General features: G+C 33.2%; 2 protein-coding genes. One reads left to right on the top strand and one right to left on the bottom strand.

Features of this window, described 5'->3' with window-relative positions; genetic code table 11:
* A partial coding sequence (locus tag CALSC_RS25620; protein ID WP_235006967.1) for a sensor histidine kinase occupies nt 1–1,123 on the top strand: 1,123 nt, incomplete at its 5' end.
* A 218-nt stretch (nt 1,124–1,341) separates the two neighbouring features.
* Here the strand turns inward: CALSC_RS25620 and CALSC_RS26860 are convergent.
* On the bottom strand, nt 1,342–1,535 hold a 194-nt coding region (locus tag CALSC_RS26860), incomplete at its 5' end, for a hypothetical protein (protein WP_159460701.1).

The following is a 1,535-nucleotide window of genomic DNA, read 5'->3' as shown; positions in this document are numbered from 1 at the left end:
CTTAGTTCCTCAAACTATTTTAGAATTAATACGCCCGTTAGCATTAAATGTCAAAACTGCAATTCTTCCATTTGATGATGTGAGAATTTTCAGTCAATCTAAGATTGATACTGCAAATCGAGATAATACTATACAGCAGCTCAATTCACAAATTGGCACATTAAATCAGTTGTTAGATGTTTCTGAACAATCTACCATCACTCAGTCAGACCGTTTAGAGAAAGCAATAGAAAATATTGAGCAAACTTTGAATCAGCTTAAGAAAACCCAAACTCAACTAGTTCATAATGCAAAAATGTCTAGTTTGGGTCAAATGGTTGCAGGTATTGCTCATGAAATTAATAATCCTGTTAACTTTGTTCATGGCAATCTTACCTACGTAGAAGAATATAGCCAAACTTTGTTTAAATTCATAGAAATATATCAACAGCAATATCACGACTATCCAGAAGAAAATCACATGTCAATTGATATTGAAGAATTAGATTATATCAAGGAAGACTTTACTCAAATTATACGGTCAATGAAAGTAGGAACTGAACGTATTCGAGAAATTGTTAAATCCTTGAGAATATTTTCTCGTTTGGACGAAGCAGAGATTAAACGAGTTGACATTCACAAAGGTATTGATAGTACCTTAATGATTTTACAAAATCGTTTAAAAGCTCAATCTAACCATCCTAATATTGAAGTAATTAAAGACTATGGAGATATACCTCAAATAGATTGCTATTCATCTCAATTAAACCAAGTCTTTATGAATATTCTTGTTAATGCAATTGAAGCTTTAGAAGAACAAGTAGATAATATGGGTTGGACAAAAAAAGATACTATAGACAATGTAAAAGATGTTTTACAACCTTTGAAAATTCATATCTGTACTGAAGTCATAGATGAGAAATGGATATCTATCAGTATTCATGATAATGGTTCTGGGATGACAGAAGAAGTGCATTCCACAATATTTGACCCATTTTTTACAACTAAAGAAGTTGGCAAAGGTACGGGGTTGGGCTTATCTATCAGTCATGAAATTATAGTAGAGAAACATGGGGGACAACTAATCTGTAATTCCATACCTGGAAAAGGGACGGAATTTGTAATTAAGATTCCTATTGGTTAGCTTTGAACTTTATCCTTTAATTGATATTTTATTTGTGGTAGCTATAGGACTCCTATTTGATTTTTTTTGGCGTAGTCTGCCCTTTGAGCTTATAAAACTCAGTACACTTTTATTCCTTTTCAATTTTGCCCACAATCAAAAATTAAAATACCTCTTCCCGATTCCCCACTCCCCATTTTCTAGCTAGAGGTCATGGAAGACACCAGCAAATTAAGGATTCATTCAGATTTACCAACAATCAAATCCTTAAGGTTTGTCCGACCAATCTCTGATATTTGCAAATTTTGTAAATGATCAAATCTCTGATTCCATTGCTGCCAACTTGTTTGAATCAAAGGTACTGCACTCCTGGCAATGAATACAGCAATTAGTATACTCACCACACCATCTAGCCAGAAACATTGAAAAGCAT

The sequence above is a fragment of the Calothrix rhizosoleniae SC01 genome (genome assembly GCF_900185595.1).
GTDB lineage: Bacteria > Cyanobacteriota > Cyanobacteriia > Cyanobacteriales > Nostocaceae > Calothrix_A > Calothrix_A rhizosoleniae.
The sequence above is the reverse complement of the archived record's forward strand: the minus strand, read 5'-3'. Positions and strand labels throughout refer to the sequence as shown.